Source organism: Clostridium sp. CF012 (assembly GCF_018861755.1).
In the GTDB taxonomy this organism is placed as follows: Bacteria; Bacillota; Clostridia; order Clostridiales; family Clostridiaceae; genus Clostridium_AD.
In genome coordinates, this window is record NZ_JAHLEF010000053.1 from 1 (window position 1) to 21,304 (window position 21,304).

Consider the following 21,304-nt stretch of genomic DNA (forward strand, 5'->3'; position numbering starts at 1 on the left):
GAATTCCTCTGTGTATTGTTTTTGACCTCTTGCCATTATAAACACATCCTTCTCTTATTTATATTTTAATGTGTTCGGCTTTTCGTGTCTACAGTATTATACTAACACCAACCGGAGGTAGAAGTTGATGAAAGCAACGAATGAATCGGTTGAGATTGCACGTCACATTTCCAGATTTCTTAATGAATATGTACCTTCCCAGAAAACAAACAGCTGTCATACCATGAAGGCGTACCAGTATGCACTGCTACTGTATGTCAGTTTCCTTGAATCTGAGAAAAAGGTAGGCCGGACTGATTTTGGAAGTAAATGGTTTGAACGATCCGTCATTGAGGATTGGCTGATCTGGCTTAAGAAGGTGCGTGTCTGCAGCTCTGAGACCTGCATTGATAATTTAAGAAAGCTTAATATATAATTGAATAACTCGTCAATATTTCCTGTTGGTGTGATTCAGATAAATGTTGGCGAGACGCCGATTAAGCCGTTTTTTGTTCCATTACTACCCGTACCCCCACAACGAGACCCCAGTAAACCTTCTTTCTATTTATTTTTAGTTGGCCAATGTGAAATTTAATGTAAACTCTAGTAAGTTGCTTATGGTTTCAGTTTCACCTATAGTATTATAATAATTTATGAGTTTAAATAATATGATGGTATTAGGCAAAATAGCATCTAATTTCATCAATTCTAAAAGTTCGTTTTTAAATTTGTTAATTTGTAGCAAATCATTTTCTTCTATGAGGATTGCCAAAAGTGCATTTAAAGATTCTTCCAACACCTCTTTATTTCTATGATGTTTACAAGCTTTTATTGATCGGCTATAGTATTTTTTTGCCTGGTCCATAGCACCAATTAACATAGAAGATTCTCCTATCTGATTACATATGCCACACAAATAAACATTTTCAGATATATCTTCAAAATTATTTATATAATATATTAATTTATCTATATATATTTTTATATTTTTACTATCTTTTAATACTGTATAAATATCAATGATATTACTTGTAAGCAAAATTATATTTTCATGACATGTAATATCCATGGAATCTAGTAAAAGTTCATTCAGTTGTAACGCATCTGCATATAAGTTCTTTGCTCTAAAAGTATTTGCTTTTAATACCGTTAGATCAAAAATATCTTGTTTCGTTAAATTTTTTAATGTTGTTTCTATATGCTCAACTTCCTTAATGGTATTGTCATATTCACTAAGTTTTTTATATGCTAATGCAGTGTTGAATATTAGTTTGTATTTTAAATCTTCTGGAATATTTATATTATAATTTAATGCTAAGTTATTAAAATCCAGCGCTTCCCTATATCTAGTCAATAGAATACAGAGACTTCCTGTTTTTAGAAGAAGAATAACCAATTGTAGATCATTAAATAATCTATTATGATTTTCAAAAGCTTTTATATAGTAAGTGTAACTTTTATTGTACTCTTTTTTATGTTTTAATAGATCTCCAATTTCTTCATATAGGGTTGATTTTTTTTCAAAAACATCATATTGCATTAGAAAGGCTTCTATTTCTTTAACTGTTTCCATAAAGTATTTCAAATCACCATCTTCAATAGTTTTTAAATATTCAATATATTCATCTGCAATTTTATTAGCTTGAAAATTTACATCTTCTACTAAGTAAGAGGCAGTTAAATGAAAATCGATATTTCGTTCTTTACATAGTTTATTGATATTTTCTGCAATTATTTCTGCTACATTAGGCCTAAGTTTACTTTTATCATTTTCAATAATACTTATAAGTTCACGAGTTATTTCACCGCCGGTTATTTCATGTTGCCTAATTTTAAATTCTTTTCTGATTTTTTTAATTTTTTTTCCTGGTGATAAAATTTCTTTAATCATAATTCACTTCCTATAAATTTTAATATATGCAAATATAATATACCACAAAAATTAAAAAGTAAGCTACTATATTTACAAAAAAAATATTTGTGATATTGTAAATTGGTAAATATTTTTACTTTTGTAAATTTATTCACTTTTTATCTATTCAAAAATTAATTTTAGGGGGGAATAATATGAAAAAATCTAAAAGCTCATTAATATCGTTGGTTATATTGTTGGGGATGTTTTTTAATATCAGTATCTCTTTATCAAAGGATGTAAGTAACTCTAACATAGTTACTATGGTTACTATTACTTCAATTTCAAAATTAAATGATGACGATCTTATAGCTGGTCCAGTTGATCCACAGCCTAAATGCACCGTAAAAATAATTTAAGTAATACACTCTAATACATTAGAATTTTGAGGGACAAAATTATTTTTGATAAGTGTGTCTAAAGTATAGAAAATATATGCTTTGGGCACTTTTCTTTTTAGATTCATTAAGGGTATATATGAAAAATCTGCAAAGCTTAGCATACAAGACGTATTAAAACTATCTTGTTTTCTAGGTTGGGCAACTGCCACTTATATAAGATAGCAGATTTGAAGCTTCCAAAATGTAATTAAAATTCTATTTTTAAATGTAAATATTTTTGTTTACATTTAGAAAATGTTATGATATTATAAAAATGTAAATGAAAACATTTACATTTTAATATCGATAATAAATAAATTTATAACAGAAATTGGAGGTGAAATTTATGAAAGAAATATTACAAATACAAAACGAGACTGTATCTGGATCAATGGATCAATGTTGTAACGGTGGTGTTGGTCTTTAGACCATAATTACTTATAAATGTACATCACTCGAAAGTAATTTTTAGAATGATGTACATTTAATTTATAATATAGAGAGGAAGTTTTTACAATGTATAAATGTTCTAATTATAATGTAATTGTCGATCAAGGCATCAATTCATATTTGTTATTCAATACATTAACGCAAGGATTAACAGAGATAGACGAAGAAACAAAGAAAGATTTAATGGAATTAAATTCAAATAGTAAATATAAAAATCAATTTATTAAATTTGGATATTGGATTAATGAAGATAGATCAGAAATTGATGAATTAAAATTTAAACATAGAAGTTCTAAGTTTAATAATAAAGAGTTGAGACTTACATTAAAAACAACAAATAATCGCAATTTTTTATGTAAGTATTGTTATCACCCTCATGAAAGTAAAACTTTAACTAATGATAATATACAATCAATATTTACATTTATTTCTAATGAAATGAAACACGGTAAAGATAGCCTTTCTATGCATTATTTTGGAGGCGAACCTCTTTTGAATTTTAATGCAATTTTAAAAATCGATACCTATTTAAAAGAAAATAAAATAAAAAATAAAAGTATTATGACAACGAATGGATACTTATTAACCGATACAATAATTATGGGAATAAAAGGTACTAATATTAAAACTTTACAAATAACTGTAGATGGAACTAGAGAAACACATAATAACACGAGACCATTAAGGGACGGCTCTGGTACGTTTGATGTTATAGTAAATAACATCAAGAAAGTGTTGGAATTAACTGATGATGTGAATATAATTGTAAGATTTAATGTGAATAAAATTACTGAACCCAAAATAGATGAATTTTTTAAATTTTTAACGGATAATAATTTAACATCTGAAAGACTATCTTTAAGATTTCAGGAAACTCAAGATTGTAATACGGAATATACAGATGAAAAAATATATTATAAAGACAGGGAAGAATTTTCAAAAATATTACTAGATATTAATGCTAAGCTTATTGATTTTGGCCAAAAAGTTGGAAGACATGGCGCTAGAAATGTATATTGCGCTTATGATGAAATTGATTGCCATACCATAAATTCAAATTTAGAATTAGAAAGATGTTCCTCTTCGGATCGTGTAATCGGAAAAATAGATGCTAACGGAGTGGTTAATTATAATAAAAATATGGATAAAAAAATGTTAAGAGAGCCCTTTGAAGAGAAAGAGTGTATCGAGTGTAAAGTATTGCCAATGTGTATGGGTGGATGTGCTTTCTTAAAGGACTTAGGGCATGATAAATGTTTACATGATAAATATATCTTGGATGCACTTATTAAACAATATAAAGAATCAGCTGAAAAATGTGCCATTGAATCGTATGTGTAGTAATTTATGAATATGAAATTGTTCCATGATAAGAATTTTTCATTATTGATGATTACAAAATTTATATCAATTATAGGAACTCGAATGCAGGATTTTGCGTTGTCATTATATGTACTAAAAAAAACAGGTTCAGCAACTTTATTTGCCTCAGTACTTATTGTTGGTATAATCCCTCAGATAATATTAACACCTGTAGCAGGAGTATTTGCAGATTGGTTGGATAGAAAAAAGATGATAATTTATTTAGATATGTTAAGCGGCATAGTAATTACATGTTTTGCAGTACTATATATGGTCAGAGGAGAGTTATCTTTACTAAACATCTATATATTGGTAGCCATTTTGTCTCTATGTTCTACCTTTTATCAGCCAACTATCGGTACTATTGTTCCTATGATTGTAAAAGAAGAATATTTAGTAGAGGCTAATGGACTGAATTCAATTATTATGAATTTAGGTAGTGTAATAGCACCTTTAATAGCTGGTATTTTATTTGGATTTCACGGGTTATTTGTAATTATGATAGTAAACGCTATCAGTTTTGCAGTAGGATCAATTATAGAATTAGGTATAGATATACCTAAAGTAAGTATGAAATCCCAAAAAATAAATTTCAAAGCTTTTTATGTTGATTTCTCACAAGGAATCAAATTCATAAGGAATAGAAAAATAATTTTACAAGTAATAATTTTAGCACCTATTTTAAATTTTGTACTAACTCCACTATTATCAATTGGGGTAACTTATGTGAGCAAAAGTATATTTAAGGTTTCTGATTCTCAATATGGATTTATGGAGATGGCTTCTGTACTTTCAATGATGATTGCACCCTTTTGCGTAAGTAACTATATTAAGACACATAGTTTGGGTAAAATACTTTTTGGTGGTATTTTAATAAGTTCTATTTTAATAGCTGTTATGGCCTTTATACCAACACCACTATATTTAAGTTTATTTAGAAGTAATTTAATTCCATTCATAAGCTTTACTATAATAGTATTTTTAATTGGAGGGCTTTTGGCTACAATCAATATCGCTTTAATGTCAATGTTTCAAAAACTAGTGCCTATTTCTATGCTAGGAAGAGTAGGTGCAGTAATGTCCACAGGCTGCATGTCATTTATTCCATTAGGTCAATTATTTTTTGGAATGTTATTTGATAATCTAAGCGCATGGATATGTATTTTAATAAGTTCCTTAATTTTATTTATAACAATACTAATATTCAAAAATACTTTATTATCTGCCATAGAAGATGAGGGTTGTGTAGTAATGGAACAGAAAGTTACAACTTGATACCATTTATTTACACATAAAAAACACCTTGTCATTTTAGCTAGTGTTTAAAAAAGTTTACTTTTATGAACTGTATATAAAAATGTTTCTGGTGATAGTTCCTTAATTTTGTATAAGTAGTCACCGGACAGTTCTGGAACAGGTATTTAGGCTCTAAAACCATTTTATATAAATCGGAGCCTAGTTGTTTTGCTTGATTTTGATGATGCATCAGGAGATTTCCCCATTATGGATGTAGTCTATTTAAGTGATGTCACAAGTTTTAATAACTTTAGCGAGGACTCATATGATAAAACATCGCGTTTATTTGACCGGTTAGTTGTGGATTTTCTGAAGTTTCTTCATTTAAACTAATTAACACAGATGCCACAAGTCCACTTTGATTATTCCACATTCTACACAATCTGTTTTTAGACACCTTCTCATGTAATGACTCTAAAAATTCTCTTTTATCATCTTCTCGCTTCTCAGCCAGTAAAGTACATCAGGAGCTAAAACTACCTCTTCAACTAGCAAATTCAAATCTACATCGACTAATCCACCTCTTGTTATTTTAGTATCATCAATTTTGTTATTACTTAAAAGGTACATTGCTCTTATTTCATTTTCATACTCAAAAACTTTTCTTTTCCTTAGAAATGCAGCCCAAAGTCCTTCATCATATGGAATTAATTCTTTATCATAGTCAATATACTTTACTTTACCTATGAAAACCACTTGAGATGAGTCCATAAGAGCGTTTGTGAGTCTATTATATGTAGATTTAATTGCTACACCCATACTACTATCTAGATAATTTTTCAACATACCAATCGATTAATGTTCGCAATTGCTATGCCTTCCATCTGTCTATCCTTTAAGTAGTCACATTCAAGTTGTGCAACTGCTCCATATACTGTGATCATGAATACTCCTGTAGGTGTAGTCGCCTCCAAAGTTGCTTTAATGATATAAATATAATGCAACTTTGGAGGCTACTAGTTCGCGTTCGTCTGCGGTATACTCCTTGGAGCATAGTAAGGTAGATGTAAATTGTCACCATCTATAATATTATTACAATAGGATTCTTCTATTTGAGCTACAAAATTAATGTTAATCCAAAATTCTTTTAGTAAAACAGATCTTACTTCTTTTTTTTGTCTTTTTTGCTTATTTGTATGTATAATTTTATCAGTCATTATTGCAGCTGGTATAATAATAAAAAAAACTATAAAAGCTACAACTCCAGTATTATTGTTTAATAAATTTACAAACCATTTCATATTAAATCACCCTTTTCATAAGCCTTTTTACTATCTCTAAACCTTAGTTCTAATGAAAATTAGAACATTCTATTTGGGGTCTCGTCAATATTTCTTTAATAAATTCCATTTTTTAATAATAGGTTCATTAGAATATTGCGCAAATATTAAAGGCGATAAGAGCATAAAATTAATTAAAGCTGATAAATACATTTTAGACGGATTAGACATGAAAATCATTTCAGAAAACACTTTCATTGATTTATATAACGGATAGTGTAAGTGTAGGTGGTACGGAAACTATTCGCACAAAAAACAGCCAGAAGAACACCTTAAATAGGCACTTACAGAGTGTAGTGTTACAAATGCTCTACCTTTTGTGTCGGCATTATTTAACGTTACATTATCTATACTACATAGAAACTTCTAAAAGGAGTAATGGAAACGAGAAAATTCATGGGTATAGCATTATCCTATATTATTTATACCTCCAGGTAAATACCATTTATCTTTTCCCTCAACTACATATTAGATACTTAATCTTTATTTACAACGTAACCCTGTGCTTCTATAAATGCTAAATCTAATTTCCAGTCTTTAATTTTACATAATTCAAAATAATCAGCCCGAATACGTAATAGTTCTATTTTTAAATCTATCATTTCACAATTATTAACCTTAAGGAATTGCTCTTTTGCCTCTTGTTCATATCCAATCATTTGAGATCTTCCGTAATGTATTGTATTATGACATGCTTTACATATTCCTATAATTCCAATAAGTTTTTGAATTTGAGTTTTTTTATTAAAATTCCAAACTTCATGTGCATCAAGAGACTTGCATGGTTCTAGACAAATATGGCAACACATTTCCTCCTTTGCATAGACAGATTTTCTAATTTTATCCCAATCACTTTTTTTTAACTTTGTTCTTAAATTAATACCAAAACGGCTTAATGGAACCAATTGAATATTGAGTAGGAACTTCATAAATAGCATCCTTCCGGTATACATATAATACTACATTACTTTAATCATTAATAATCGCATACTTCTTTTTATCATTAATTATTAGTAGAGTCCTAATTCTCCATTTTTATCCTTGTGATTAACTATAGTCAAATTTATATCATATATGGCCCTTTTAAACTTTTGTTATGAACTTAAATATTCTTGAATATAACTTTCGGCAGAACCAACACCCTGCCTATAATACTCCAGACTTTCCATAAGCTTATCAAAATCTTTTAGTATTAAAGGCTCTATCTTAAATAGATCATCTGGTGAGTTAAATAATATTCTCGTAGTACCTGTCTCACTTTTTGTAGCAGCCTCATATATTGCATCTTTCCATACGGACTGTATTTCATCCTGACTATACTTAGTTAATATATACTGCTTTTTCCCCTGCAATTTAATTCTGACAAGGGTATAGAAGGTTAATATATCATAATAATTACCTATATGATTAGCCTTTAAGAACTTTATTGATTTATTATTTTTTATTAGCATCTGTTTTACATTCTCAAAACATTGTAATTCTATTTGTAAAGTTTTATTATCAACTACTATATTTTCTTTCTTTGGTTTCAAAGAAACCTTTGTTTTTTCATGTATCTTTTCTTTGCATTTCTTATAGACTTCAGCACAAACCAGGCAATCATCCCCTGCGTTATGAGAACCAACAGAAATCCCTAAACTCTTTTTCAAAGTCAGAAGTTTATAGTTGTCTAACTTATTTCCATTTATATCCTTCATATATTTTCTAGCTAGTGATAACGTGTCGATTGTCTCATTTTTAATTTTATCTATCCTTAGAATGAATGCATTATTAAGTAAGAACTTCATATCAAAGTCTGCGTTATGTGCAATAAGCACATCATCCCCAATAAACTCTAAAAATTTGGGGAATACTTGTGATATTGTAGGTGCATTCTTAACATCACTATTTCTAATCCCTGTTAAATTTGTTATAATGGTAGAAATTGACTTTTGAGGATTCACATAAGTAATGAATTCATCCACCTTTTCATTATTTCTATATTTTAAAGCACCTATTTGAATTATCTTTTCTTCCCTTGCACTTAATCCTGTAGTTTCAAAATCAAATACAACAAAATCATCAGAGTATGTGCTACTTTTTTTATAAATCATATATTCATCATAAGGTTCAGTATTACTATTGCACTGAACCTGATTAATTTGCTGATTGTAGCAATTCATACTTTCTTTTGTTTTATTACTACCAAATAAACCTGATATTAATTTACCTATTATGCCCATATACTCTCCCCCTAAATCTAAATAGAAACAATCATTTACTTATCTTTATTATTTTACCACAATTCGCATCTACTTTTAAAATATATCTCAATAATTTAAATATTAATTTAAGACTATATTAAACAATGTTGTATATAAATGAATATACAAAAATACAAGTTTAAAATAATATTATTCATCCTTTTCATCACTTTTTTAGTAACTATAAACGTTATCACTTTAATAAAATCTCTTATATTTTCATAATAATATTAACTATTCTATATTATTCCTTTTCCACCTCTATTTTTTACAAATAAAAAGGTCAGTCAAAGTAAATTTCTCCACCTCAACTGACCATTAATATTTCTATTCAATTACAACTTCAGCCTCTCGCCCTTCAATCAAATTTACAATAATCTTATTTCCTTTAAAAACAATCATCTTCTCAACTTCACCGTGGTGCTTATTTGCATTTAAAGTGTAATTCTTATTTTAATCTACGGTTTTATTACCTCATATATTTTTCTACTAATTCATAACATCTTTTCTTTGTTGTATCTTGCATGGAGCTAGTATATATTAATGGTTCCATTGTCCCGCCTTTCATTTCTAATGATTCCTTTTTAGCTTTAGCATCTCTATTTGATATCCACTGAATTTCTTCACTCTTTAATTTCTTCATATCGCTATATGATAGCTGTCCCTTTAATACATTATATATTTCATTCAACGCAGCATCCCATTTTTTAAGCCTTTCACTTGCAGCCTCTCTCATATCCCATGTTGTTCCAGACTCTTTTTCTTTTAAAGATTTTAATCCTATTTCAATATTGTCTAGTTTAGTTTTATATTCCTGTTTCTTGCTTTCTTCTTTAACCTTTACTTTATCTTCTATTTTAGTATTGTTAATAAAATCTTTCCAAACTTCAGTCTCTGGTTTTATGTTATCCTTTATGTCACCATACTTTATTTTAAGTTCTGCATAGTCACCAGCAGCATGATTAATTGCAATACCAATTCCAAAATAATCTTTCGTAAAGTAACCACAATATTCAAACGCAGCTGAATCAAAAAAGCTAATTAAATCTTTATTTGTGGACAAACTCAATTCCTCTTCAATCAGACTTATAGCTGTCTTATCGTCTATTCCATTCAATGGCTTAGGTGTCCATACTCTATCTTTAACATTTTTAAGTTTTTCAGCAAAGTTATTATCTAAATTAATTAGGTTTCTAAATTTAAGTATAGTTCCCTTTTCAATATTGATGTTTGTAGCATAAATATTGCTATCAGGATGCATTGACGTCTCAAGGCTGCCAATACCTTTGTATACTATACTTAGAAGCCTGGAACTTTTCCACTTTATTTCATAGTTTGCATTTATAGTTAAATCTTCTCTTTCCACATTAAAGTACGTTAATATATCATTTTTTATTAAGTCATTAATTCGTTTTTGCTTATTAGCATCACTAAAATAGGCGATTTGAGGATAATTTATTTTAACTTTCTTATTTACATAGGTTTTAGTTATTATTTCAAAATTTAAAGCATTTTCTTTATCTGCTGTTTGTGAAACCTCTGCATTTTGATTTATTATTTCATTATTAGCCTGTTGCACCTTATTGCTTGTAACCTTTGACGTACTTGTATTATTACTTATTGTTTTTGAGCCACAACCTCCGATAAAAATACTTAAGGATATTAATGAGATTAATATTATTTTCTTATTCATTTAATTATCCTTCCCTTCCACACTTAATATAATATTTAAATATTGCATTTTCAGTGATACGAAAAATAAATGCCTCATTATCAGAGAAAACATTAAGTCCAACTGAACTTTTGCATAGATTACATCCATAATAGTATTAATTATCTACACCTAATAGGTTAATACTTATTGGGGCATTAATATTTACAATTAAGTTACATATTATTAAAAAATAGTTATAGTAATGCTTTCGATTTAACAGTTATTAGAAAGTAACAACTTCCAGTTTTACTTTATCCTATAAGCCAACCATCTATAAAACTTTCCTACATTTTTAAAGGAAACTATATTGCAGAAAAGTTCCGTTAGTTTTCCAAACTTCCTATAAAATAGATTAAATGATAAAAATGGAATCCATTGTTTTTTAGATTTTGGAAGTCTTTTCATTATATTTTTAAACGTGTACAACTCTTTATATATCCATAGATACCCATTGTATAATTCCTCCGCTGTCATATTCTTGGGTTCGTATACAACACTGGCAGTATTATAACTCGCCAAATTAAAATCTACTATTCTATTCTCCGCGAGTAATGCTTTATATAGCTTTGTACCAGGGTAAGGGGTAAGTATATGAGAAGTTACAGTTTCTATTTTATTTTTAACAATCCATTCTAATGTACTCTTAAATATAGAGCTATCATCTTCATCTAATCCGAAAACAAAACTTGCATTTATCATTATTCCCCTATTATGAACTTCATCTACAAGCTTCTCATATCTGTTTACACTATTTTGCACTTTATGAACACTTTCTAATGACTTACTATTTATACTTTCAAAACCTATAAAAAGACTTTGACAACCAGCCTCCTTCATTTCATCTAATAATTCAGGCATATCCACTATATTAGAAGTAACTGCTGCATTCCACTTTAACTTGAGAGGTTTTATTGCCTTTAATAATTCTTTTGTCCATTTGGGATTTCCAATAAAATTATCGTCAATAAACATTATGTGCCTTGTTTTTAATGCATTTATGTCTTTAATTACATCCTCTACAGGTCTATTAATATAAGTTTTAAGTACATTTTGGCAACTATTATAGCAGAAATCACATTGAAAAGGACATCCCCTGCTTGTACTAATTATATTAGTATATAAGTATTTACTTTTATCGATTATGTCATAGTTAGGTGATACTATTTCTTTCCCCTCGATATTCTCCATATCATAATATATCTTTTTAAGAGAATTATTTTCTTTATCCTTAAGGATTTTTGTCCAAACTCTCTCAGCCATTCCAACGCTTATAACATCAAAACTATTAACAGTTCCCTCTGGATCTGATGTTATATGTATACCTCCAGCAATTACTGTTACACCATGATTTTGGAACTCCTTTGCTATTTCTACTGCCCTATTCATACCATCTACAGTAACAGTTATTGCTACCAAATCTACAGGTTCATTAAAATCTATCTTTTCAACATTTTCATTCAGAGTAATAACTTCATGCTCTTTCGGTGTAAGATTCGCTATTGTTAATAAAGCCAGCGATGGAGACATTCTTGTTTTTAATTTTGTATCCATCGGTCTTTTCAGCATTGCAGGTTGAATTAATTTAATCTTCATATATTACCTCCAGACAAAACCTGTCCAATTTATATAATGTCTTAATAATTTATACAGTTATTAATTACAAACTTTAAGAGATATACTATAATCTAACAAATCCATAACTTTGAACGTTATGATACTAATTTATAACAAATCAATACATTCATTAATTTTAATGAGATAACAAAAGACTGCACTATTTTAAGTACAGTCTTAATTGCTCAATACAAGAAAGTATGAAGGCCAAGTAACTTTCAGAATAAATATCTACATTATTTGATGGATGCTTCATAAATTGACCGAATTGAATCAGATAACATCAAATTGAATTCTTTGTCTGTTTGCCCTGCGGTCAAGCCTTGCGATAAGGCACGTGAAAAGCTAGCTATCAGTTCGTGATTATGCGCAAGTTTTTCATTTGCTTCGCTTTGAGTGTATCCTCCTGATAAAGCCACAATCCGTAAAACATGTGGATTATCCATTAGATCGTGATAGAAGTTATCTACTGTTGGTATCGAAAGTTTAAGCATGACTTTGACGTCCTTATCAAGGGCAGATAATTGATTGGAAATTTCAGTTTTTAATAGTTTTTCTGATCTTTCCTTATCCGCACTGTGGATATCAACCTCAGGTTCGATAATTGGAATAAGCCCCGCTTCAGCTATTTTCTTGCCAATATCGAATTGTTGCTCAACTAATTTTCGAATTCCTTCTGGATTGGCTTCTTTAATGACTGAACGCATTTTTGTCCCGAAAATATTTTTTTCAACTGCCCGTTTTAAGAGCTCATTCAAATTGGGAATTGGTTTCATGAGTTGAACACCGTTTTCAAGTCCTGCCAGCCCTTTATCAATCTTTAAAAAAGGCACAACATTTTTGTTCTTCCAAAGAAAATCCGCTGTAAATTGATCACCAATCTTACGATCCATAGTGTTTTCAAATAAAATGGCACCCAAAATGTGATCCGAATTGAATGCAGGGTTCGTGATAATACGAGTTCTCATTTCGTGTACCAAATTGAACATTTCTTCGTCATTTGAATAACTGTCTTTCGAAATTCCATACTGTAGAAGTGCAGTGGGAGTACTGCCCCCACTCTGGTCCAACGCAGCGATAAACCCTTTTCCAGTATGGATTCGATCCATTTGTTCCTTATTCATATAATTATCCCCTTTCATTTCTATTAACTGAATATTATCTCTAATTCTATTATAGCACTTCTTACGTACATCTATATAGCTCTATTCTCATAAACAAGGAATTTGGAAGCCCGTTTTTTTATTCTTCATAACAAATAATTGGAGTTCCCTCTTCTATATTATCAAAAATTGTTTTAGCTAAATATATTGGAGCATTTATGCATCCATGGCTTCCTCTTCTCTTATATATCTCTCCACCAAAAGAATGTCTCCAGCTTGCATCATGTATTCCTATATTCCCGAAAAAAGGCATCCAATAAGTTACTGGAGCTTCATACCCAGGTCCAGTTAATGTTGCCCCCTTTTGTTTATAATTAAGCATATACGTTCCAAGGACAGTAGAACGTCCCCTATTTGGATTCCCTGTGACGATAGAACCTTGTGTTATAAGCTTTCCATTTTTATAAAACCATAAATGCTGTCTTGTTATATTAACTTCTACATAAGTATTGCCTATTTCATTTTCCGCTCTATATAAAGCCTTCTTACTATATATAGGCTCTTTTTCAAATACATTACCAAGTTTTATATTTTTTAATAATGCTTCTGCTTCAGCCTTGCGATTAATTTCCCATCCATAAAGTCCGCCGCTAACTTCTACTATTTTCCCCATAGATGTTTTAAAATTTCTTGCTATTCCAACGGTATCATATTTTTTACTCAATTCTTTAACATATTTCATAACTGCTATTTCGCTTATGACAGTTTCTAAATTTTTATCAACGCTAAGCCATTCACTTATTATGTTCCCATCTAATATTTCCTTCTCACTCCCAAATTTATATGTGATTTTTGCTTTTACATACTCATTTAGTAAATTCTTAGTAACAAGCGTTTTATCAGAACTTAAAGTGTACCTTGGATTTTCATAACAGTGGTTTTCATTTAAATCTAATTTTCTTACTCCTTTTAATATGCTCATTTCTATATCTTCATATAATTCATCTTTAATTATCTTATTCCCATATACTTCTTCAATGACCTTATAGGAACCAAATTCATACTTAAAGCTTACATTTTGAGGTTCTATAATATCTGTATTTAAACAATTTAATCCACTTATCTTATTTTCTAAATTATCTTTATTGTAAACAAATAAATCCTCAACATAGTATTTTTGATGCTTTAATAATGAAATTATCCATTTTAAGGAGTTTCGCCTAGGATAAACTTTATCAATACTATTTTTTTCATTGTACTCCATTCCTATATCTCTTCCTATTATTTCTTCTATTTCCCCATTTCTTTCTGCTATCTGTAGCTTATAATCTTTAACATGATTTCTAATTATATCCTCTATATCTTCATGTGCTTTTAATGACACATCTACCCCATTTATTACTGTATTAAAAAAGGAATGCTTAGAAAAGTATAAGGAAATAAGTAAATATATTAGTAAAATTGAAGCAATGACAATAATAACATTTCCTGCAGCCTTACTTTTAAAAAGCTTTTTTATATCAAGATTCTTCATACCATTTATACCTTTCGTCAAAAATTTAAACATAATAACTAGTTTATAATATGTTTGTATTTTTGATTTTAAAACTAAATATATAGATAGTAAGCCTGAAATTTCTTAAATATAGGGTAAGCTATATCAATTTTGAACTTTATGAACGCTTTCTAATGACCCAGTAGTCCTCAAATAAAAAAAGGCTATAAGTATCAATAAAATGTCCTTGACATAGGATCCATTTTACAAATCTCATAGCCTTAATATGATATTTTTCAGAAACAATACTACTCTAACCAAGAAAACAAAGTACTATTACCGAGCTCTTAGTGGATACCGGATTAAGAGTCAGGTATTGTGACTATTCCAAATCATTTTTTCTTAAATTCCTTATTGTCTAAAATAATAACCCCTGAATTACCTTCCTTCGCCGCATTCTTTGTGTGATTTACAAGGTTTATAACGTCCTTGTATGATTGTTTTGCTCCCTTTACAAGCAAGGGAACTCCTATAAAATCAATTTTTAGCCACCTAGAAAAAAATCCACCAAAGGTCATTGGTAATGGGACAGTTGGCGACGTATTGGAAAATATAATTTTCTCATTTAATAGATTTTGTTTATGAAGCATAGAAGCTAAATTATATAATCCTGGAATTAAGACCTTTGAACGTCCCCTACCTACAGCATAGACTTCGTTTCCATCTTCATCACTTCCATAATAAAAAAGTTCTCCACAATTTCCATATACTAACTTATTAAAGTTAGGTAATTCCAATATTTCATCCTTAGTCGGTTCTCGGGTTTCATCCAGCATTTTTAAGTGGTAAGCAATTGCTAAAATAGATGAGTGAGTTCCTCCATAACAATTATATATGTATATCATTTAAATCACCTGATTTCTTATTTTTTAGTTTAGTTTAGTTTTAATAATTGTAGTATATGCATAAAACATTGGTATTAATCATTCTTTGAAACCTAATCTCTTAATAATTTCATTGATCTATGTGCACTTCCATCAGCATTAACAATATCATCATCTGTAAGGCCTGCCTCAACTGCAATTTTATAAGCTTTACCAAACTCCCCTACATCCTCCGATTTGTGTGCATCACTTCCCAATGAAAATTTAACACCCATATTTTTTAACTTTTTTATTGTTTCAATATCCATATTCCTATGAGCTCTGTTAATTTCCAATGCAGTATTTCTTTCAACAGCGACCTTTCCAATTTCGATAATATCTGGATTAACATGCTCTAAAGGATGATTTAATATTGTAATTTCATATTTTTTAATAGCATTAATTGCAGCTTCTGTATAATTCCTCAATAAAAATGGATTTTGTACTGCTCCTGGATGATAACCCACACAAATTATGTCCAGGTAGTCAATTACTTCATCTTTAATATCTATATCCCCCTTTTTAGTAATAATATTACATTCTACGCCAAGAAGAATCTTAAAGTCATTTTCCTTTAATAATGAACTCTTATTAAGATCATCAATTGATTTTCGCAACTTTTCATATTGGTTTAATTTCATCCCGAAGGTAATATGTTTATAACCATGGTCTGTTATTGCAATTTCTTTTAATCCTTTTTTTATTCCAGCTTTAACATTTGATTCAATACTTCCTTTTGCATGTTCTCCCATAATAATATTAATTAAGGGAATATGTCCCTTTGCAATATTAGTATGCGTATGATAGTCTGCAATAATCTTAAAACTCATTTTATCCCCTCCATGGTTTATTATCTTTTAATTAGCCGCTTCATTATCAAATTAAAAAGTTTCTTGTATCCACATTTATAAATTCCCTATGGTATGTTTATCATCCAATTTTATTTTGCCCATATTACTGGCTAATACTTAAGTAATCTTAAATCTTCCAGGATTTCCTTTGAGAGGGCCCTCTTATAAGTAAATTATTTAGCTTGAATGTCATTCATTTTATTAGTTCATATCATTTCATGCATCTAATATGAAAAGTAAGTATTAAACGTATTAATCAATAATAATTCCAGCCTATCATGGAAATCTTAATAAAGAGGTGATTAACATGATTAAAAAGTTATTAGTAGTCCTATCTCTTTTCGTTATATTCTTACATTCAACATGCGTAAATGCTGATGGTTTTAAATATGTTGAAATTTTTGATCCGAAACAAGATAAAGTTGTGAAAGTAGTCCAATCAAATCCACAAATTCAAGATATGATTACAGGTTGGATTACCAATATAGAAGGATTATATAAAAATAACCCCGCTACTGACGATGGATATGTGGTAAGGATTCCTTTAGATCCAAATGTTAAAGTGAAGTGTAAGTCATTGAATGCACTTGTAAGTGAAGTATATATCTTAATTCCTGAAAATGAACCACCTTGTTATCTAATTTTTGAAGATGAAAACAAATTATTAAGTTTACCATTTAATGGCGACATAGATAAATTATCAAAAATCCTGAACTTCAAACTAAATAATAACTGATAAATAAGTGCATCATAAAATATGCTTCTATTTAATAATACCATCATATAACAATAAAACAAAAATTAGGATATTGAAAGTCTTTATCTCAGCATATTTTCCTAAATCGTCTCAAGTAAAAACGCCACAAACTTTTATTGTTTGTGACGACTAATAAGGAGATCGTTAAATTTTTTAATACTTTATGAAATTTTTCCTACAGTAGCTAAATAAATTACAAACTCATCTTCTCCATCAAGATTTATAATCTATCAAATTCCTTCTGGTCATAAGCTGCTATCACACATGTTCCACAGCCTATAGCTTTTAACTTATTATCTAATATTTCTAAAAATTTACTAGGTGCTTTATTTGCTAATGATTTAGCAAATCTCTTTTTCATGTTGAATTTACCAGTTTTCTCATTAGTAGTTGTATTTTCAGTCCATAAAAAAAGAATGCTTACCTATCATATAAAATGCATTCTTTTTATAAAATAAAATAGCTTTATCGTTTTTTTCCCAGACACCAAGCCAAAGAGTTGAATTGCTATTTGATAATTAGTCACGTAGCTTATCAATATCATAAGCTTGTTCAAGATAAGCTTATGATATTGATGGTGATTCATGTGCCCAAAGACGCTATATGTCTTACAAGATAACTCATGTAACAAGGTCATCCATCACGCACTCTCTAAGCTTAATAAATTCATACATTCAATCAACTATTATTTCAAATATTATGCTGTCATGCCATTTTCCATTCTTATAAATATATTTACTATTGCGCCCAGTAAACTGGAATCCATTCTTGACTAAAACTATTTGTGAGCCGATATTATAGGGGGATGTTCCAGCCTCTACTCTATGTAGCTTATGCTTACTTGCCGCTTCACAGATAGCAAGATTTACTGCTTTAGTTGCATAACCCCTTCCCTGATAATCTTCTCCTATTCTGTAACCTAATTCAGCTTTGTTAAAACTTCCTCTTACCACCGATACAAGATTAACTCTACCTATAATCTTTCCTTTATAATCCCTTATTAAATACATAAACGCCAATCCATTTTCTTGTTCTTCAACTAAAGCCTTTATTATTGCATTAAAATTATTAATTTCATAGTAGCTATCACCTCTATCAAAACCCATTCTCTCAAAAAAAGCTCTGTTTTCAATTTCAAATTTAAAAAGTTCTTGTATGTCTGCTTCCTCAAGTAACCTAATAATAATATCTTCCATAAAAATACTCCTTTTCTTAATAATAGTTTAAACTATGATTTATCTCTTTGCGTTTCGTTATTATCTTATATAACAATAATATACGATTCCGTCTTAATGATACCATAATATAACATAAAATCAAAGATTAGGATACTCCCAGTCTTTATCTCAGCATATTTTCCGAATCCGTCACAAGTAAAAACGCCACAAACTTTTATCGTTTGTGGCGTCTAATATGAATTATGACGAAACATTCTTTTCTTATATAACTATCTATATACTTAATTTTATCTCCACACTATTTACCAAGAACTATCAAATCACAAAGTGTTTCAAATCCGTTTTTTTCATAGAATTTCTGCGATGGGTAATCTTTTTCTGTGTTTAATATCATTGCATTCATTCCTTGCTCTTTAATATCTTCTTCTATTGCCTTTATAAACCAGCTTCCAATACCGCTACCCTGCATTTCGTAACTAACGCAAAATTCATCAATATAGTATTCAAAACCTGCTATCCATGGTTTTTTCATACCGATACTCAAGGCTACCACCTTATCATCTAACAAAGCTGCATAACCTACAAAGTAGTTATTGTTAAAATGATTATTAAAAAACTTCACTACTTGTTCTCTTGATTCGTAAATATCGTTCCATGGTTCTTTAGTGAATGTTTCAATATACAAATCCACACAATCATCAATCATATGTTTTTTAATTTTTAATAAAACTAATTCTTCCATGATTCCCTCCCCCACAACTTGTTTTTTCTCTTTACATCACAATATTTAACAATTGTTACTTAACAATACCATATTATAGCATAAATATAAAGATTAGAGATATCTTATCCTTTAGTAAAAAGGGGAAAATAAAAACACCTGCTTTAATAATTTCTGCTTCTGCTTCTGTTTTATATTTAATTATTTGCATTTAATTACCTCCTTTTATGTTTTTGAAATAACCTGAACACCAACAGAAATATAAAATGATTATATATAAGCTTCAGCGGATTGAAGGTCTGTACGAAAATAAACTTCAAAATAATCATTTACATTACACTCTAAATCTTCTTTACAAGTCAAGGCATCATGGTATGCGTACCATAGTTTTCCAAATGGTGCATCGTTTTTATACACTTGAGCATATACACCAAGCCATGTAACGTACTGTACAGTGCTAATGTAAAAAGATACTCTCATTATCCCTTTTCTCAACATTGTATATCTAACCCCTGCTTTTATCATAGTTATGTCTTTGTTTTGATACTTTATATAATCTGATGCTATGATGATTCCGTCCCCCGCACTCATTAACTCCAACTTGTGTTCCTAATGTGTTAACACCTCGCTTTACTTATGATAAATGCTTTACCATTTCATATGGTGCAATTCCAGTAAAACCGTTCTTTGGGTAAAAGTTTTGAGCTTCAACATAATCCTTTGCAAACCTTGTATACACATTAGTTATTCCGCTGCTGGCTGCATAGGTTTCCGCACAAGTAAAAACGCCACAAACTTTTATTGTTTGTGACGTCTAATAAGAAAAGGTCGCCGTATCCTATGAATTATATTTATTGTAAATATTTTATAATAAATTTAATTCATAGGATTTTTCAATATCATTTTTATTTACTTCAATAAACCCCATAGAAGTAAATAAATTTTGTGAACGATTATTATATAAATAAATTTCTGGTATATAGATTTTACTTAATTTAATTGACTTTGCCCTTTCTATAATTTTACTGATAACTTTCTTTCCAATTCCTCTACCCCAGTATTCTTCATCTCCAATTGCTATAGGCATATTTTTTTCAGATAATGTTACATCTCCGCTTGATTTCCAAATTTCATCTTCAAATATTTCAATAAAATACAACTCTCCAATACTGCTTAAATATTTATACATCCTATTAATTATATCCATATCATAGACCATATCAGTAACACCTTCGGAATAAAGTAATACTTTGAGATTTTGATACCAAGGCAATGCTGTTTTCCATTCAATTTTATCTGGATTTCTTAATCTTAAATCCTCATCTATAAAAATAATTTGTGGTTGAATAATCTCTTTAAAAGCCATTTTTTTTGCTACTCCTTCATCCAATTTACTACGTTATAATCTACAGTTATGACGAAGAACTAACTTTAATTCTTAATATTCTACGATTGTGAAATAACTTTTATAAATATTGTACCAGTATTTTACATGAAATTTTATATTTTTAGTTACTTAACAACGTCTTTATAGTTATCAATATAAAAAATTACACAGCCACAATTAGGACAAACTGCTGCTTTGGGTTTACCATACGTAGTATTTAAAAAGAACTTGCCTTTTTTTGAAATTGTAATTCCACCATAAGATTCGACTTTGAAATCTTCTATCATTTCAGTCTGACATTGATTACATATTTTTTTCATCTTCTAATCCCCCTCGTGAATCTATTACTTATCTTCATTTTATATCACTGTTGTACAATTTATTCTACGATTCCATCTTAACAATACCATAATTTATCATAAATATAAATAATAGATATATCCTAATCTTCATGTCAGCATATAATCCTAAGTCGTCACAAGTAAAAACGCCACAAGCTTTTATTGTTTGTGACGTCTAATATGAAAAATGTGACTCATTGTGACCATAAATTATCCTCATTTTGTGAGGTTCTATTTATAGACCACCAAATATGTATGATAGAACCCTTGAATTTCTAAGTATAAACACTATGAGTAATGTCAACATAAAAATTCGTA

At 29.3% G+C, this 21,304-nt stretch carries 23 protein-coding genes; 4 read left to right on the top strand and 19 right to left on the bottom strand.

Going from position 1 to position 21,304, the window contains the following annotated elements; translation table 11 throughout:
- Positions 1-550 precede the first annotated feature (550 nt).
- Positions 551-1,870, bottom strand: a complete 1,320-nt coding sequence (locus KPL50_RS24915) for a helix-turn-helix transcriptional regulator (RefSeq protein ID WP_216301194.1) — start codon at positions 1,868-1,870, stop codon at positions 551-553.
- A gap of 176 nt (positions 1,871-2,046) precedes the next feature.
- Here KPL50_RS24915 and KPL50_RS24920 point away from each other — a divergent pair, with 176 nt between their 5' ends.
- From KPL50_RS24920 to KPL50_RS24930, 3 genes are all read left to right on the top strand, one after another.
- Positions 2,047-2,250 carry a hypothetical protein gene (locus KPL50_RS24920; protein WP_216301195.1) on the top strand — a complete coding sequence of 68 codons (204 nt, stop codon included), beginning with the start codon at positions 2,047-2,049 and terminating at the stop codon, positions 2,248-2,250.
- Positions 2,251-2,787: 537 nt separating this feature from the next.
- Positions 2,788-4,062, top strand: a complete 1,275-nt coding sequence (locus KPL50_RS24925) for a radical SAM protein (RefSeq protein ID WP_216301196.1) — start codon at positions 2,788-2,790, stop codon at positions 4,060-4,062.
- A 6-nt stretch (positions 4,063-4,068) separates the two neighbouring features.
- Entirely contained in the window at positions 4,069-5,358 is a 1,290-nt protein-coding gene (locus KPL50_RS24930) for an MFS transporter (protein WP_216301197.1), read from the top strand.
- Positions 5,359-5,629: 271 nt separating this feature from the next.
- On the opposite strand, the gene KPL50_RS27640 is transcribed toward KPL50_RS24930, so the two are convergent.
- From KPL50_RS27640 to KPL50_RS24985, 12 genes are all read right to left on the bottom strand, one after another.
- Entirely contained in the window at positions 5,630-5,752 is a 123-nt protein-coding gene (locus KPL50_RS27640; RefSeq protein ID WP_290443295.1) for a hypothetical protein, read from the bottom strand.
- A 41-nt stretch (positions 5,753-5,793) separates the two neighbouring features.
- The gene (locus KPL50_RS24935; RefSeq protein ID WP_216301198.1) at positions 5,794-6,165 is read right to left on the bottom strand and encodes a hypothetical protein; all 372 of its coding nucleotides are present in this window, start codon (positions 6,163-6,165) and stop codon (positions 5,794-5,796) included.
- Positions 6,159-6,323 (bottom strand): recombinase family protein, encoded by a 165-nt coding sequence (locus tag KPL50_RS27645; RefSeq protein ID WP_216301199.1) that lies wholly within the window; start codon positions 6,321-6,323, stop codon positions 6,159-6,161. The genes KPL50_RS24935 and KPL50_RS27645 overlap by 7 nt, the downstream gene beginning before the upstream one ends.
- Before the next feature lie 12 nt (positions 6,324-6,335).
- Entirely contained in the window at positions 6,336-6,620 is a 285-nt protein-coding gene (locus KPL50_RS24945) for a hypothetical protein (protein ID WP_216301200.1), read from the bottom strand.
- A gap of 515 nt (positions 6,621-7,135) precedes the next feature.
- Entirely contained in the window at positions 7,136-7,588 is a 453-nt protein-coding gene (locus KPL50_RS24950; protein WP_216301201.1) for a hypothetical protein, read from the bottom strand.
- 165 nt (positions 7,589-7,753) lie between these two features.
- A complete protein-coding gene (locus KPL50_RS24955) occupies positions 7,754-8,881 on the bottom strand; it encodes a 3'-5' exonuclease (protein ID WP_216301202.1) in 1,128 nt (375 codons plus the stop codon).
- 490 nt (positions 8,882-9,371) lie between these two features.
- Positions 9,372-10,595, bottom strand: coding sequence for a lysozyme inhibitor LprI family protein (locus KPL50_RS24960; RefSeq protein WP_216301203.1), 1,224 nt, complete (start codon positions 10,593-10,595; stop codon positions 9,372-9,374).
- A gap of 267 nt (positions 10,596-10,862) precedes the next feature.
- Entirely contained in the window at positions 10,863-12,209 is a 1,347-nt protein-coding gene (locus KPL50_RS24965) for a radical SAM protein (protein WP_216301204.1), read from the bottom strand.
- A gap of 257 nt (positions 12,210-12,466) precedes the next feature.
- Positions 12,467-13,354, bottom strand: a complete 888-nt coding sequence (locus tag KPL50_RS24970; protein WP_216301205.1) for a fructose bisphosphate aldolase — start codon at positions 13,352-13,354, stop codon at positions 12,467-12,469.
- 118 nt (positions 13,355-13,472) lie between these two features.
- Entirely contained in the window at positions 13,473-14,867 is a 1,395-nt protein-coding gene (locus KPL50_RS24975; protein WP_216301206.1) for a L,D-transpeptidase family protein, read from the bottom strand.
- A 353-nt stretch (positions 14,868-15,220) separates the two neighbouring features.
- Complete coding sequence (locus KPL50_RS24980) at positions 15,221-15,733, bottom strand: DUF3189 family protein (protein WP_216301207.1); 513 nt, start codon at positions 15,731-15,733, stop codon at positions 15,221-15,223.
- A 92-nt stretch (positions 15,734-15,825) separates the two neighbouring features.
- Positions 15,826-16,581 carry a PHP domain-containing protein gene (locus KPL50_RS24985; RefSeq protein ID WP_216301208.1) on the bottom strand — a complete coding sequence of 252 codons (756 nt, stop codon included), beginning with the start codon at positions 16,579-16,581 and terminating at the stop codon, positions 15,826-15,828.
- 319 nt (positions 16,582-16,900) lie between these two features.
- Here KPL50_RS24985 and KPL50_RS24990 point away from each other — a divergent pair, with 319 nt between their 5' ends.
- Positions 16,901-17,338 (top strand): hypothetical protein, encoded by a 438-nt coding sequence (locus KPL50_RS24990; protein ID WP_216301209.1) that lies wholly within the window; start codon positions 16,901-16,903, stop codon positions 17,336-17,338.
- A 241-nt stretch (positions 17,339-17,579) separates the two neighbouring features.
- On the opposite strand, the gene KPL50_RS24995 is transcribed toward KPL50_RS24990, so the two are convergent.
- From KPL50_RS24995 to KPL50_RS25020, 6 genes are all read right to left on the bottom strand, one after another.
- The gene (locus KPL50_RS24995; protein ID WP_216301210.1) at positions 17,580-17,720 is read right to left on the bottom strand and encodes a hypothetical protein; all 141 of its coding nucleotides are present in this window, start codon (positions 17,718-17,720) and stop codon (positions 17,580-17,582) included.
- 313 nt (positions 17,721-18,033) lie between these two features.
- A complete protein-coding gene (locus KPL50_RS25000; RefSeq protein WP_216301211.1) occupies positions 18,034-18,555 on the bottom strand; it encodes a GNAT family N-acetyltransferase in 522 nt (173 codons plus the stop codon).
- 280 nt (positions 18,556-18,835) lie between these two features.
- On the bottom strand, positions 18,836-19,279 hold the full coding sequence (locus KPL50_RS25005; RefSeq protein ID WP_216301212.1) for a GNAT family N-acetyltransferase: 444 nt from the start codon (positions 19,277-19,279) through the stop codon (positions 18,836-18,838).
- 249 nt (positions 19,280-19,528) lie between these two features.
- Positions 19,529-19,858: a hypothetical protein gene (locus tag KPL50_RS25010; protein WP_216301213.1), complete on the bottom strand. Its 330-nt coding sequence runs from the start codon at positions 19,856-19,858 to the stop codon at positions 19,529-19,531.
- Positions 19,859-20,123: 265 nt separating this feature from the next.
- A complete protein-coding gene (locus KPL50_RS25015) occupies positions 20,124-20,624 on the bottom strand; it encodes a GNAT family N-acetyltransferase (RefSeq protein WP_216301214.1) in 501 nt (166 codons plus the stop codon).
- 146 nt (positions 20,625-20,770) lie between these two features.
- Complete coding sequence (locus KPL50_RS25020) at positions 20,771-20,965, bottom strand: nucleic acid-binding protein (RefSeq protein WP_216301215.1); 195 nt, start codon at positions 20,963-20,965, stop codon at positions 20,771-20,773.
- Positions 20,966-21,304: the final 339 nt, after the last annotated feature.